Origin of the sequence: Streptomyces sp. Isolate_45 (assembly GCF_024721315.2) — a bacterium.
Lineage (GTDB): Bacteria > Actinomycetota > Actinomycetes > Streptomycetales > Streptomycetaceae > Streptomyces.
This window is the reverse complement of the sequence record NZ_JANFAK020000200.1, coordinates 1-13,350: the sequence shown is the minus strand read 5'-3', so window position 1 is coordinate 13,350 and position 13,350 is coordinate 1. Positions and strand designations below refer to the sequence as shown.

General features: G+C 74.3%; 11 protein-coding genes and 2 pseudogenes. 6 read left to right on the top strand and 7 right to left on the bottom strand.

Going from position 1 to position 13,350, the window contains the following annotated elements; translation table 11 throughout:
• Positions 1-1,735: pseudogene (locus tag NOD94_RS36245) on the top strand (hypothetical protein); the annotation flags it as partial.
• A gap of 122 nt (positions 1,736-1,857) precedes the next feature.
• On the opposite strand, the pseudogene NOD94_RS36240 reads toward NOD94_RS36245, so the two are convergent.
• Positions 1,858-2,178, bottom strand: a pseudogene (locus tag NOD94_RS36240) (hypothetical protein); the annotation flags it as partial.
• 390 nt (positions 2,179-2,568) lie between these two features.
• Here NOD94_RS36240 and NOD94_RS36235 point away from each other — a divergent pair.
• Genes NOD94_RS36235 through NOD94_RS36220 form a run of 4 tightly spaced genes read left to right on the top strand, consistent with a single transcriptional unit; the run spans position 2,569 to position 6,931 of the window.
• Positions 2,569-5,433, top strand: a complete 2,865-nt coding sequence (locus NOD94_RS36235) for a nitrate- and nitrite sensing domain-containing protein (protein ID WP_281210486.1) — start codon at positions 2,569-2,571, stop codon at positions 5,431-5,433.
• The gene (locus NOD94_RS36230) at positions 5,430-5,861 is read left to right on the top strand and encodes a roadblock/LC7 domain-containing protein (RefSeq protein ID WP_281210485.1); all 432 of its coding nucleotides are present in this window, start codon (positions 5,430-5,432) and stop codon (positions 5,859-5,861) included. The genes NOD94_RS36235 and NOD94_RS36230 overlap by 4 nt, the downstream gene beginning before the upstream one ends.
• 10 nt (positions 5,862-5,871) lie before the next feature.
• Entirely contained in the window at positions 5,872-6,324 is a 453-nt protein-coding gene (locus NOD94_RS36225; RefSeq protein ID WP_281210484.1) for a DUF742 domain-containing protein, read from the top strand.
• Between the two features lie 13 nt (positions 6,325-6,337).
• Complete coding sequence (locus NOD94_RS36220; protein ID WP_281210483.1) at positions 6,338-6,931, top strand: ATP/GTP-binding protein; 594 nt, start codon at positions 6,338-6,340, stop codon at positions 6,929-6,931.
• A gap of 231 nt (positions 6,932-7,162) precedes the next feature.
• Here NOD94_RS36220 and NOD94_RS36215 read toward each other — a convergent pair whose 3' ends face one another.
• Genes NOD94_RS36215 through NOD94_RS36200 form a run of 4 tightly spaced genes read right to left on the bottom strand, consistent with a single transcriptional unit; the run spans position 7,163 to position 9,984 of the window.
• Entirely contained in the window at positions 7,163-8,353 is a 1,191-nt protein-coding gene (locus NOD94_RS36215; RefSeq protein WP_281210482.1) for a lipid-transfer protein, read from the bottom strand.
• The gene (locus tag NOD94_RS36210; RefSeq protein ID WP_281210481.1) at positions 8,350-8,805 is read right to left on the bottom strand and encodes a zinc ribbon domain-containing protein; all 456 of its coding nucleotides are present in this window, start codon (positions 8,803-8,805) and stop codon (positions 8,350-8,352) included. The genes NOD94_RS36215 and NOD94_RS36210 overlap by 4 nt, the downstream gene beginning before the upstream one ends.
• A 32-nt stretch (positions 8,806-8,837) precedes the next feature.
• Positions 8,838-9,206 carry a DUF962 domain-containing protein gene (locus tag NOD94_RS36205; RefSeq protein ID WP_281210480.1) on the bottom strand — a complete coding sequence of 123 codons (369 nt, stop codon included), beginning with the start codon at positions 9,204-9,206 and terminating at the stop codon, positions 8,838-8,840.
• A 13-nt stretch (positions 9,207-9,219) separates the two neighbouring features.
• Positions 9,220-9,984 (bottom strand): M15 family metallopeptidase, encoded by a 765-nt coding sequence (locus NOD94_RS36200; protein WP_281210479.1) that lies wholly within the window; start codon positions 9,982-9,984, stop codon positions 9,220-9,222.
• Positions 9,985-10,013: 29 nt separating this feature from the next.
• On the opposite strand from NOD94_RS36200, the gene NOD94_RS36195 reads away from it, so the two are divergent.
• The gene (locus NOD94_RS36195; RefSeq protein WP_281210478.1) at positions 10,014-10,523 is read left to right on the top strand and encodes an NUDIX domain-containing protein; all 510 of its coding nucleotides are present in this window, start codon (positions 10,014-10,016) and stop codon (positions 10,521-10,523) included.
• A gap of 98 nt (positions 10,524-10,621) precedes the next feature.
• Here NOD94_RS36195 and NOD94_RS36190 read toward each other — a convergent pair whose 3' ends face one another.
• Positions 10,622-11,194 (bottom strand): hypothetical protein, encoded by a 573-nt coding sequence (locus NOD94_RS36190; RefSeq protein ID WP_281210477.1) that lies wholly within the window; start codon positions 11,192-11,194, stop codon positions 10,622-10,624.
• A gap of 198 nt (positions 11,195-11,392) precedes the next feature.
• Positions 11,393-13,350, bottom strand: a 1,958-nt coding sequence (locus tag NOD94_RS36185) for a TIM-barrel domain-containing protein (protein ID WP_281210476.1), incomplete at its 5' end; no start/stop codon positions are given.

Genomic DNA, 13,350 nt, shown 5'->3' with positions numbered 1-13,350 from the left:
CCGCGCGCTGCGCGCCGAACGCGCCGAGATCGCCGGCGCCCCCGAACCCCTCCCCGAGGAGGCGGAGGGCGCGGCCAAGGCCCCGCTGCCCGAACTCCGCGAGGCCTACCGCGCCGCCTCCCGGCTCTACGAGAAGGTCGGCGTCGGCGCCGACCTGCGCGCCGAACAGGCCCGCGCCGAGGGCGACGAGAGCGGCGCGCTCGCCGAACTCGACCGGCTCACCAACAAGGTGCGCACCCGCGCCGCGCAGCTCCTCGAAGGCACCGACGGCGCCGACGGACCCTCCCGGCAGGCCGCGGCCGCCCGCGCCGAGACCCTCGTACAGATGCTGGAGTCGCGCGCGTCCACCGCGAGCGAGCAGCTCGGCCGGCTGCGCGGCGAGGCCGAACGGCACGCCCCCACCGAGGGCGGGGCGCACACCGAGCTGCCCGACGAACTGATCCCGGCCGACGTCGAGCAGGCCCAGGGCCTCCTCCGTACCGCCACCGCCCAGCTCGCCGCCCACAGCGCCGCCGTCGACGCCGCCCGTACCGCCCACGCGGACCTGTTGCGCTCCCACCGCACCGCGGAGGACGGCGCCGGCGGCTTCGAGGAGACGTCCGCCCTGCTGCGGGACCTGCTGCGCGACCACACCCACCCCGATGACGAGCAGGAGCCGGTGCCGCACCCGGGCAGTCTGGAGGAGGCCCGGCAGTCCGCCGCCGAGGCCCGCCGTTCCCTGCGCGCCTGCTCGGCCGACCTCTCGGCCGCCGAGGCCGCCGTCCGCGAGGCGAGCGACGTGCTCGTCCGGCACGCCAACGCCAACCGCTACGAGCAGGTGCGCACCCCCGCGCGCCAGCAGATCCGCGAACTGCCCGCCTCCGCCCTGCCGGAGCACGCCGCCGCCTGGGCCACGGCCTTCGCGCCCCGGCTGCGCGTCCTGACCGACGAACTCGCCCAGCTGGAACGCAACCGCGACAGCATCGTCGACCGCCTGCGCGGCCTCGTGGAGTCCGCCCTGGCCACGTTGCGCTCCGCGCAGCGCCTCTCCCAGCTGCCCGAGGGCCTGGGGGAGTGGTCGGGCCAGGAATTCCTGCGGATCCGCTTCGAGGAACCCGACCAGGCCGTCCTGACCGAGCGGCTCGGCGAGGTCATCGACGAGGCCACCCGGGCCGCCGTCAAGAAGAACAGCACCGCCTCCTTCGGGGAGGGCCGCCGTGACGGCATGTCCCTGCTGCTGCGCGGCGTCCAGGCCGCGCTGGAGCCCAAGGGCATCGCCGTGGAGATCCTCAAGCCGGACGCGGTCCTGCGCGCCGAGCGGGTCCCGGTCGGTCAGATGGGCGACGTGTTCTCCGGCGGGCAGCTGCTGACCGCCGCCATCGCCCTCTACTGCACGATGGCGGCGCTGCGCAGCAACGACCGCGGCCGGGACAAGCACCGCCACGCGGGCACGCTCTTCCTCGACAACCCGATCGGTCGCGCCAACGCCACCTACCTGCTGGAACTCCAGCGGGCCGTCTCCGACGCCCTCGGAGTCCAGCTGCTGTACACCACGGGTCTCTTCGACACCACGGCCCTGGCCGAGTTCCCGCTGGTCATCCGGCTGCGCAACGACGCCGACCTGCGGGCGGGCCTGAAGTACATCAGCGTCGAGGAACACCTGCGCCCGGGACTGCCCCAGCAGTCACCGGACGGGGAGACGATCCACGGCGAGATCACGGCGACCCGCATGTTCCGCCGTGGCACACCTGCCTGAGGCACCCGGCGTGTGCGGCCTCGGCGCCGGCGCTCCGCCGCGGGCGGGGCCCCGACGCCGCCCTACCGGGGACGGGCGACCGGCACCGGGCCCCGGCCGTCGCCCCAGCCCCGGCCCGGTGACGCGGCGCTGCTCGGCACGGACAGCACGCCGTGCCGCTGGTTCCACATCTGTCGGGTGATCCACACGTCCAGCACGCCCCAGGTGGCCACGACCGTCCCGGCGACGCCGCAGATCACCATCGGGAAGGCCAGCCAGGAGCCCGTCAGCGCGAGGAAGAACGTGATGGTGGCCTCGGTCAGGGTGACCGCCACTATCAGCACCGCCCGCACGGCGGAGGCCCGCACCGGATCCGGCATCCGGGGCCGCCGGGCGGGCTCGTCCACCCACAGGCCGCGTCCTGGTGCCTCCGTCGTCACGCCGTCGTCCTCGTACATCCTCATGGTCCGCCCACTCCCCACCGCGCGGTCCGCCAAGCCTGCTCCCACGCCTGCCCGCCACACCCGCGCCCACACGTCCTGTCAGACGTACGGGGTCGCCAGGAGATTCCCGCATCCCGGACACGACCGTCACCGCCCACCCACCCGGAACGAAGAATTCCAGCCATCCGTCACGTGAAGGGAACCGACACCCCATGGAGTGTCATCTGCCACAAATCGGGCCTGACTTGACCGGAAGTATCGGATAACTGGTGATCTTTGCAAGGGGGACAGGCCGAAAACGTCCGGACATGCCTTCGGGGCGGCTCCGTGTCAGTAGTAGGCTCACGCCGTTTAAATGACGGAACACCGACCCCCGAAAAGCGGGTTGAGCTGGGGGAGGCTGGGGAGGCCATGCGCTTTCGCGGGAAATCCATCCGCCGGAAGATCGTGGCGTTGCTCCTGGTGCCGCTCGTCTCCCTGACCGCCCTCTGGGGCTTCGCGACGGTCATCACCGGCCGACAGGCCGTACAACTGCTCGACGTCTCCTACGTGATCGAGAAGGTCGGCTACCCCGTCGAGGACGTCGCACGGGTCCTCCAGAAGGAGCGCCGACAGAGCCTCGTCGTCATCGGCGACCCCCGCGCCTCCACCGCCACCACCGAACTCACCAAGAGCCGGGCGGCCACCGACGCGATGTTCCGCCGCCTCACCGAGAACGCCGCCGACCCCGAAGTGACCGACGAGCTCGCCCCCCGGTCCGCCGACCGACTGCGCTCCGTCCTCGACGCCTTCCACGGCATCTCGGCGCTGCGCAACTCCGTCGACCGCAACGCCCTCGACCCCGGCCAGGCCCTGGAGCTGTACAGCCGACTCGTCGACCCCTGCTACGCCTTCCTGATGAACCTCCACGCCCTGGAGGACGTGGAGATGGACAAGCAGGGTCGCGCCCTCGTCGGCGTCACCCGCGCCCGCGAGGCCCTCTCCCGCCAGGACGCGGTCATCGCCTCCGCCCTCGCGGCGGGCCGGGTCACCGCCGAGGACGTCCGCCGGGTGTCCGGCTTCGCCGCGAACCGCACCCTGCTGTACGAGTTCAACCTCGCGATCCTCCCGGCCGAGGACCGGACCCTCTTCGAGCAGTACTGGCAGGGACCCGAGACCAAGGCCCTGCGCGACGTGGAGGAACGGTTCATCGTCGGAGGCGCCGTCAAGCCCCCGCGCACCGTCACCGCCGCCCAGTGGGACGAGGCCTCCGGCAAGGTCCTCGACGACCTCGCCCGGATGGGCACCGCGGCGGGTGACCGCTACCAGGAGCGCGTCGAACCGGTGGCGATGGGCGTCCTGGTCCAGGCCGCCGTCGCGGGCGTCCTCGGGTTCATCGCCCTGGCCGTCTCCCTCGTCCTGTCCGTCCGCATCGGCCGCGACCTGATCCGCGACCTGTCCCGGCTCCGCAAGGACGCCCACGAGGCGTCCGGCGTCCGTCTGCCCGGCGTCATGCGCCGCCTCGCGGCCGGCGAGACCGTCGACGTGGAGACCGAGGCGCCCCGGCTGGAGTTCGAGAAGGACGAGGTCGGCCAGGTGGCCCTGGCCCTCAACTCGCTCCAGCGGGCCGCCGTCGAAGCCGCCGTAAAGCAGGCCGAGCTGCGCCGCGGCGTCTCCGAGGTGTTCGTGAACCTGGCCCGCCGCAACCAGGTCCTCCTGCACCGCCAGCTGACCCTCCTCGACACCATGGAACGGCGCACCGAGGACACCGAGGAACTCGCCGACCTGTTCCGCCTCGACCACATGACCACCCGCATGCGCCGCCACGCCGAGGGCCTGGTGATCCTCTCCGGCGCCGCGCCCTCCCGCCAGTGGCGCAAGCCCGTGCAGCTGATGGACGTCGTCCGGGCCGCCGTGGCCGAGGTCGAGGACTACGAGCGCGTCGAGGTGCGCCGACTGCCGCGCCTGGGCATCGAAGGACCGGCCGTCGCCGACGTCACCCACCTCATCGCGGAACTGCTGGAGAACGCCACCGTGTTCTCGCCCCCGCACACCGCCGTCCAGGTCCACGGCGAGCGCGTGGCCAACGGCTTCACCCTGGAGATCCACGACCGCGGCCTCGGCATGAACCCCGAGGCCCTCCTCGACGCGAACCTCCGGCTCGCCGAGACCCCCGAGTTCGAGCTCTCCGACACCGACCGCCTGGGCCTGTTCGTGGTCAGCCGGCTGGCCCGCCGCCACGGCGTGAAGGTCGTCCTCCAGCCCAGCCCGTACGGGGGCACCACCGCGGTGGTCTTCCTCCCGGCCGAACTCCTCACCGAGGCCCCCGACACCAACGGCACCGGCATCCGCCTCAACGGCCTCGGCGGAGTGGGCGGCGGAAAGGCCGCCAAGGGCGTCAAGGGCGGCCCCGCCGGCAAGGGCCCCCGCCGTCCGGCGCCCCTGGCCGTCGACCGGGCCGTGCCGCCCCACCCGCTCCCCGCCGGTGTGCTCAACGGCCCGGTCGAGCTGGAGGGCCCGCTCGGCGTCCTCGGCCTGGAGGCCCTCGACGGCCCGGGCGCCGTCGACGACCTCGCCGCCGCCGGCGCCCGGCCTCCGATGGCCACCCTCGACGACGAGACCCCGCCCGGCGGCATCCCCCGCAGCGCCCTGCTCGGGCTGCGCTCGGCCGACCGGCCGCACGGCGACCGGCACCCCGAGCGCGGCTCCGCCTGGAAGGGCGACCGGATCGGCGACCGCGGCGCCGACCGGCACCGCGACCGGGGCGACGGCCCGTACCCGGAGGCCGACGGCGGCCGCAACCGCTCACGGGGAGCCGCCGCGGAGCGGGCGCCGGCGGCGTCGACCGGCCCGGTCCGCCTGGAGCGCACCCACCCCGACACCGCCCGCCCCGACGGAACCGTCCCGCTGCCACGGCGCCGCCCCACCCCGACCCTCGTCGCCGAGCACGGCCGCCGCGTGGAACCCCGGGCGGTACGGGCGGAGCCGGCCATCGGAACCGGCGCCGGACCCGAGGCCGGCCGTACGCAGCCCGCCGCGGGCCCCGGCGGCCTGCCCCGCAGGGTCCGGCAGGCCAACCTGGCGCCCCAGCTCAAGAACGGACCGGGAGCCGCCGCCGAGGCCACCACCGACCAGGTGACCGACCGCGACGCCGAAGACGTACGCACCCGCATGTCCGCCCTCCAACGGGGCTGGACCGCGGGCCGCAACCAGCACGCGCAGCAGCAGTCCGAGACCGGGACAGGCACCCCCGCCGCCACCGGTCCCGCGCACGAGAACGAAGGGGACGGTCGATGACCGCACCGCAGACCGGAAACGACAGCAGGGGCCGCGGCCCGTTGAACTGGCTCCTCGACGAGCTCGTCGACAAGGTCGCCAGCATCCGCAAGGCGGTCGTCCTCTCCGGGGACGGCCTGCCGACGGGCAGCTCCAAGGACCTCACCCGGGAGGACAGCGAGCACCTGGCCGCCGTCGCGTCCGGATTCCACAGCCTGGCCAAGGGAGTCGGCCGGCACTTCGACTCCGGCCGGGTCCGCCAGACCGTCGTCGAACTCGACGAGGCGTTCCTGTTCGTGATGGCCGCCGGCGACGGCAGCTGCCTGGCCGTCCTGGCCGACTCCGAATCCGACGTCGGCCAGGTCGCCTACGAGATGACCCTCATGGTGAAGCGCGTCGGCGACCACCTGGCGACCGCCCCGCGCACCGGACTGCCAGCCGGAGGGTGAGTCGGACCGGATGAGCGATTCAGGACAGGACCACCCCACCGACGCCCTGAGCACCCCGGGAACCCCCGACGCTCCGTCCGAGCCCGGCCACCCCCACTGGTTCGACGACGACGCGGGTCCCGTCGTACGTCCCTACGCCATGACCAGGGGCCGGACCAGCCACTCCGGCCGGCACCGGCTCGACCTGATCGCGCTCGTCATCGCCGAACCGGCGGCCGACGATCCGATCTGGGACCTGACCCTGGCCCCGGAACACGCCCACATCCTCGGGCTGTGCCGGGAACGCCCCCAGTCGGTCGCGGAACTCGCCGCGGACCTCGACCTCGCCATCGGCGTGGTCAGGGTCCTGATCGGGGACCTCGTCGACGAAGAACTGGTCCACGTGACCCGGCCGGTCCCGCCGGCCGAACTCCCCGACGAATCCATACTGCGTGAGGTGATCAATGGCCTTCGGGCGCTCTAGCCGCACCGGCGCGATGCATGCCGTGTCGCCGGTCGAGCCGCTGACCCTGAAGATCCTGGTCGCGGGCGGTTTCGGGGTGGGCAAGACCACCCTGGTCGGTGCGGTGAGCGAGATCCGGCCCCTGCGCACGGAGGAACGCCTCTCCGAGCCGGGCGTCGGCATCGACGACACGCAAGGGGTGGAGGGCAAGACCACCACGACCGTGGCCATGGACTTCGGCCGCATCACCCTGCGCGAGGACCTCGTGCTCTACCTCTTCGGCACGCCCGGACAGGACCGGTTCTGGTTCCTGTGGGACGAACTGGCGCACGGCTCGCTCGGCGCCGTGGTCCTCGCCGACACCCGTCGGCTCGCCGACTGCTTCGCGGCGATCGACTACTTCGAGCGGCGCGGCATTCCCTTCGTCGTCGCGGTCAACTGCTTCGACGGCGCCCCCCGCCACCCGGTGGTCACCGTCCGCGACGCGCTCGACCTCGACCCGGGGGTACCGGTGCTGCTCTGCGACGCCCGCGACCGGGAGTCCGTCAAGGACGTCCTGGTCGGCGTCGTGGAACACGCCATGTCCCTCGCCCGGGAACGCCGCCGCAGCCTGACGGCGCGAGCCTGACGGGGGAGTCCGACGGGGGGAGCCCGACGACCGGGGCGCCCCGGGCACCGCGGCGGGCACCCGACATGGAGGCGGCCCGTACCCCCGCCGACTGGGGTACGGACCGCAGCTCTCATGGGGGGATCAGGGGGGTCCCGGTCGCGGCGCGGGACCGTGGGGAGAGTGTGAACCCGCCATCCGGGGTCGTCAAGCGTTCGGACAACACCCCCTGTTCACGGCCCGCCCCGCGCCTCACCGCACGGCCACGACCGCCGAACCGTGGCCGAACAACCCCTGGTTCGCGGTGATCCCGACCCGCGCACCCGGCACCTGCCGCGCCCCCGCCGTCCCCCGCAGCTGCCACGTCAGCTCGCACACCTGGGCGATGGCCTGGGCCGGCACCGCCTCCCCGAAGGAGGCCAGACCTCCACTCGCGTTGACCGGCACCCGCCCGCCGAGCGCCGTCGCCCCGTCCCGTACGAGCTTGGCCCCCTCGCCCTCACCGCACAGCCCGATGTCCTCGTACCACTGCAACTCCAGAGCGGTGGAGAGGTCGTACACCTCGGCGAGCGACAGGTCGCCGGGGCCGATCCCCGCCTCCTCGTAGGCGGCCCGCGCGATCGACGCCCGGAAGGACTCCCCGGACGGCGACACGGCCACCGTGGAGTCGGTGGCGATGTCCGGCAGGTCCAGCACCGTACGCGGATACGTGGGCGTCACCGTCGACACGGCCCGGATCCGCACCGGCTCCGTGATCCCCCGCGCCCGGGCGAACCCCATGCTGCTCAGCACCAGGGCCGCGCCGCCGTCCGAGGTCGCGCAGATGTCGAGCAGCCGCAGCGGATCGGCCACCACCGCCGAGGCCGCCACCTCCTCGGCGGTCACCTCCTTGCGGTAGCGGGCGTTCGGGTTGAGCGCCCCCGCCGCCGCGTTCTTCACCTTGACCAGCGCGAAGTCCTCGCCCGTGTCCCCGTACAGGGCCATCCGCCGGCGGGCGTACAGCGCGAAGTACGCCGGATTCGTGGCGCCCAGCAGCCGGAACCGCAGCCAGTCCGGATCGTCCGGTCGTTCGCCGCCCGCCGGGGCGAAGAACCCCTTGGGCGCGGCATCGGCACCCACCACGAGCACCACGTCGGCCAGCCCCGCGAGGATCTGCGCGCGGGCCGCCCCGATCGCCTGCGCCCCGGAGGCGCAGGCCGCGTACACGCTGGTCACCCGGGCGCCCTGCCAGCCGAGGGCCTGCGCGAAGGTGGCGCCGGCGACGTAGCCCGGATATCCGGAGCGCACGGTGTCGGCGCCGACGATCGACCGCACGTCCGTCCACTCCAGGCCCGCGTCGGCGAGCGCCGCGACGGCGGCCGCCCGCCCGTACTCGACGAAGCTGCGGCCCCACTTGCCCCACGGGTGCATGCCGGCCCCGAGGACGGCGACGTCGGCGCTCACGAGGCCCCTCCCACAGGCTTGAACCGCCAGGTGGTCCGGACGCTGTCGGCGTCCTCGTCCAGAACGCCGCCCACCACCTCCACCTCGGTACCGACCGCGAGATCGGCGACCCCCACGCCGGGCGCCGCCTGCCCCAGCACGACCATCCCCTCCGCTTCCAGTTCCACCGCGACCAGCGTGTACGGCTCCCAAGGCGCGTCGGGGTCGGACACGTACGGCGCGGGCGGCCGGTAGCGCCCGTCGGTGCAGGACCAGACCCGGCCCCGGGGGGACAGCGGCACCTCGGTGAGCTCGCCGTCCCCCGCGCAGTGCGGATTGCGGCAGTACGCGTCCTCGCGCGGGAAGAACACGGCGGCGCAGGCCGAGCAGCGGGTGCCGAGCAGGCGGAAGCCGCCGTCCGGACCGTCCTCGGTGAACCAGCCGTTCACGACGGGTGTGCGTGTGCGTTCCAAGGCCCCTCCCCGATAAGACTTCTGACGGATCGTCAGAAGTCTGTCACGGGTGGGCGGCCCTGGCACGGGTTCTCGGCGAGCCACTTCCGGGCGATCTCGCCCAGCTCCGCGTCCCGCCCGGCCAGCATCATCCGGATCATCCGCGCGTCCCCGCGCAGCGACCACCCGGGATGGCCGAAGGTCGCCGGATTGTTCCCCTCGATCAGGAAGTGCGCCGGCCAGGCCGTCCCGTACCCGATCAGGGGGAGCGCGGCGAGGTAGCGCTTGCGCCCCCGCGCCACCCCGTAGACGCTCAGCGCGAGCCCGGTGAGCGTGCCGGTGAGATGGACCCAGCGGGTGGCGGCGCGGGAGTGCATCGCGACGTAGTACGGCCAGAATTCCTCGTACGAGCTGAAAGTCATGCGGGCACGGTACTCACGGGCGGACGGAGGCGACAGCGACCGGGAAATCGAAATAGGTGTCCGGATGCGCCTCGGGCCGGTACGTGAAATGCCACCACTCCTCGGGCAGGTTCACGAACCCCTGAGCTCCCAACACCCGTTTCAGGACTCCCCGGTTCTCCCGCACGGCCCCGGACACCCGCGGATCGTCGGTGTGCGACAGGGGGTCGAAGAAGTCGAACGCGGTCCCCATGTCCAACTCCCGCCGCGCGGGCAGCCGCACCACCGTCACGTCGACCGTGCTCCCACGACTGTGACCCGACCTCGCGGCGATGTACCCCTCCGGGATCAACCGCGACTTGTCCACCCCCGGATAGAACTCGGCCTTCGTGGCCTGGTCCGTTCCGTCCCCGGCCCAGCGCACGAACCGGTCCACCGCCCGCTGCGGCCGGTAGCAGTCGAACACCTTCAGCGAGTACCCCGAACGCGACAACTCCCGCTGCGCCCGCCGCAATGCCTCGGCGGCCGGCCGGGCGAGCAGGCACACGGGCTCCTCGTACCCGTCCACCACCGCACCCGTGAAGTTCCGCCGACCCGCGTACCGCATGTCCTGGCCGACGCTCGGATCGACGTCCCGCAACGCCACGAACCCGGCGGACCGCGCCACGGAAGCCGGCGCGCCCGCCGCACTCGCCGCGTTCGTCACACTCGCCGCACCGGCCTCGTCCGCCGGCGCCACGAACACCGCCTGCGCCACCAACACCGCAGCCACCACCCGCACCGCCGCAACCCAGGTCATCCTCATGCCCCTTGGCATACCATCACCGCATGCCGGCACACCTGAGGGACTCGCACTGCTCCACCTGCGGAGCCCCGTTCGACACGTCCGACTGGCCCCGCAGGTGTGCCGGCTGCGGAACGAGCGCCTACCGCAACCCGCTTCCGGTGGCCATCGTCCTCCTCCCCGTCGAGGACGCGTCCGGGACCGGTCTCGTGGTCATCACCCGCACCATCGAACCGGCCCTCGGCGGCGTCGCCCTGCCCGGCGGCTTCGTGGACTTCGGCGAGGACTGGCGCGAGGCGGTCGCCCGCGAACTCCGCGAGGAGACCGGCATCGAGGCCCCGGCCTCCGACGTCGCGCTCGCCGACGTGATGAGCTCCCCGCACGGCCACCTGCTCGTCTTCGGCCTCCTGCCGCCGCGCCCCGTCGCCGCGCTCCCGCCGTCCGTCCCGACCGACGAGACGACCGGCTGGCACGTCCTGCGCACCCCCTCGGAACTGGCCTTCCCCCTCCACACCCGGGCCGCCGCCGCCTGGTTCGCCGGCCGCTACGCCTGAACCGGCCCGCCACAGCCGCTCCGCCCGCCCCGGGCGGGGCAACGTGCCCGCCCGCCGGACGTCGCGAGGCAGACCGGAGTCCGGCGACAGGTCCAGCACTAGAACCGCAGATCCGCCAGCGCTCCCGCCAGGGCCACCACCCCCACCACCGTCCCCGCCGCCACCGCACCGCCGCGCCACAGCGCCCCCGTCGCAACCGGCCAGGACCGCACGAACGCCCCCGTGAGCAGCGGCAGCACGCCCGCCGCCGCCGTCCACACCCACACCGCGCCGAACCCGGGCCCCGCACCGGCCCCGCCCGCCCAGGAGCCCAGGCACCAGCACACCGGCACGGCCACCGCCGCGGACACCGTGGCGAGCAGCCCGCCGACGACGACCGGCTCCGGCCATCCGCCGCGCCCGGCGCTCCGCCGCCCCAACGCCGCCACCGGCCGCACCAGCAGCAGCCCGTGCAGGAACCCGGCCCCGGCAGCGGTCGCCGCGTCCACGGCCGGCCCCACCAGGGACCCGCCCGCCCGATCCCGGACCACCAGCAGGACGGCCCACACCGTCAGCGCCTGCCACGCCCCGACCGCCTCCGCCCCCGGAACCGCCTCCCGCCCCGGCCACCGCACCCCCGGCCACCGCCGCCCCACCGGCCACACCGCCCTCACCGGGCTCGCCCAGACCATCGCCGGCCTCCTCCCCACGCCCGCCCCGCACCCTGTCCAGTCCCCGGTCCGGCCCCGGTCCGAACCACCGTGGCGCGCCCCGCTACAGGCGCACCACACCCCCGCCACAGCCCCGAACCCGCCGTCCGCCCGGAACCTGTCGTCAAACTCCCGCCCGCCTCGCGGCGACGAAGGGATTCGACGACGGGCCCCGGACGTTCACAGCCCGCGCACCGTCACGTCCCGCACGAGCCCGCCCGTCTCGTCCTCCACCACCACCGACTCCCCGGCCCACCGCACCGCGTACCGCTCCACCGTGCCCGCCCCGAACCCCGGCCCCGCGTCCCGGATCACCACCCCGCCCCCCGTACGCCCCCGCGCCGGAGCCCACGCCTCCAGCACCACCGACCCGTCCGCACCCCGCACCGGCAGGACCGACCCCGCCCGTGCCAGCACCGGCACCCGACCCCGCGGAGCATCCAGCAGCACCTGCCCCGGCCCCTCGTACGCGGCCCCCGTCACCGTGTCGTACCAGCGCCCCCGCGGCAGCCGGACCGCCCGCCGGTCCGCCCCGCACTCCAGCACCGGCGCCACCAGCAGCGCGTCCCCCAACAGGAACGCGTCCTCGCAGTCGCGCAACACCCGGTCCTCCGGGTTGCCCCACCACAGCGGCCGCACGTACGGAGCCCCCGTCCGGCGCGCCAGGTGCGCCAACGTCACGAAGTACGGCCGCAGCCGCTCCCGCTCCGCCAACACCTCCGCGGCCCGCTCGGCGACCTCCGGCCCGAACTCCCACGGCTCCCGCCGCCCCGCCCACAGCGCCGAATGCGTACGGAACAGCGGCAGGTACGCCCCCAGCTGGAACCACCGCAGGTACAACTCCGGCGACGGCGAACCCCCGAAACCCCCGACGTCGGGACCCGAGTACGGCACCCCGCACAGCCCGAGCCCCAACACCAGCGCCAGCGAAGCCCGCAGCCCCTCCCAACTGCTCTCCACGTCCCCGGACCACGAGCCCCCGTACCGCTGCATTCCCGCCCAGCCCGACCGCGAGAACAGGAACGGCCGCTCCCGCGGCCGCAGCCGCACCAGCCCCTCCCACCCGGCCCGCGCCATCCCCAGCGCGTACACGTTGTGCCCCGACCGGTGGTCCCCGCCCGCCCCGTCCATCGCGTGCCGGGCCGACCTCGGCAACGTCGGATCCCCCCACGGCGCGAAGGACACCGGCTCGTTCATGTCGTGCCAGAAACCGGAGAACCCCTGCGCGAGCCGCTCCTCGTACAGCCCTCCCCACCACTCCCGCACCACCGGATCCGTGAAGTCCGGGTACGCGCACTCACCCGGCCACACCTCGCCCCGGACCTCCTCGCCCCGCGCGTCCCGCACGAACGCCCCCCGCGCGCCCACGGCGAGCCCGGACGCGTGCACGGCGTCCCCCGCCTTCACCGCCGGATCCACGATCGACACCAGCCGCACCCCCTGACCCGCCAACTCATCGGCCAGGCCCGGTAGATCGGGGAACGCCTCCCGGTCCACCGTGAACACCCGGTGCGCGTCGTAGTGGTCGATGTCCAGGTGCACCGCCGACAGCGCCAACCCCCGCTCCCGGTACCCCGCCACCACCCGCCGCACCTCGGCCGCGCTCCCGAACCCCCACCGCGCGTGCTGGTACCCCAGCGCCCACTCCGGCGGCACCGCCGCCGCACCCGTCAGCCCCGACCAGCCCTGGAGCACCCGCGCCGGCGTCCCCGTCAACACCCAGCACCGGGCCGGCCCGCCCTCCAGCCGCAGCTCGCTCGTCCCGGGCCGGTCCACGCCGGAACCCGCCCCTTCCTCACCCTCCCGCAACACCATGCGCCCGTCCCACGAGTTGTCGTAGAACGCCAGGTGCGTGCCCACGTCCGCGACCACCACCTGGACGGGCATCGTCACGTACAGCGGATCGTCGCCCGGCCCGAAGGCGCCCCCCGGATCCGTGTTCCACAACCGGTACGTCCCGTCACGCAGCCGGGGCCCCGACGCCCGCCCGCCCAGCCCGAAGAACCGGGCGTCGGCCGGCACCTCCGACCGCTGGAGCCGGCGCGGCCCCTCCACGACACCGCCCTCGCGCCCTCCCGCGACGTCCCCCTCGGCTCCGCCCGGCCCGTCGCCGCCACGCGCGCCCGCCCCGCCGGCCC